Annotated in this window: 1 protein-coding gene; it reads right to left on the reverse strand. The window is 64.9% G+C overall.

What is annotated here, in order from left to right; translation table 11 throughout:
• A partial coding sequence (locus tag BST12_RS29600) for a maltotransferase domain-containing protein (RefSeq protein WP_211281431.1) occupies positions 1 to 174 on the reverse strand: 174 nt, incomplete at its 3' end.
• Positions 175 to 376 lie beyond the last annotated feature (202 nt).

Here is a 376-nt window from a genome sequence, read left to right on the forward strand (position 1 = left end):
GTGTGGGTAACGCACTCCGAGGTAGCGCACGACCAGCGTCGCTGCGACGGCCTCGTGGCCTTCACGCCAGACCGCCGCGCTGACCGGGACCACCTCGCCGACCACCGCCTTGGCGGGATATACGCCGCACGAAACGACGGGCGCGACGTCATCGATTTCGACACGACCGGGCACCCACCACTCCGTTTCCGTTCCGATTGCCCGGCCACTCACCGGGACATCTTGTATGTGTCGTTCCTTGTGTGTCCTTCTTGCGCCCGATACCCACCCTAGTATCCGATCACACCCGCGAAGGCACAGCGGTCGGCGGGCGCACTGCACGCGGTGGCATCCTCAGTAAGGTAAGGACGCGTGAAAGCCCTTCGCCGGTTTACCG

The organism is Mycobacterium angelicum (assembly GCF_002086155.1).
Classification (GTDB): domain Bacteria; phylum Actinomycetota; class Actinomycetes; order Mycobacteriales; family Mycobacteriaceae; genus Mycobacterium; species Mycobacterium angelicum.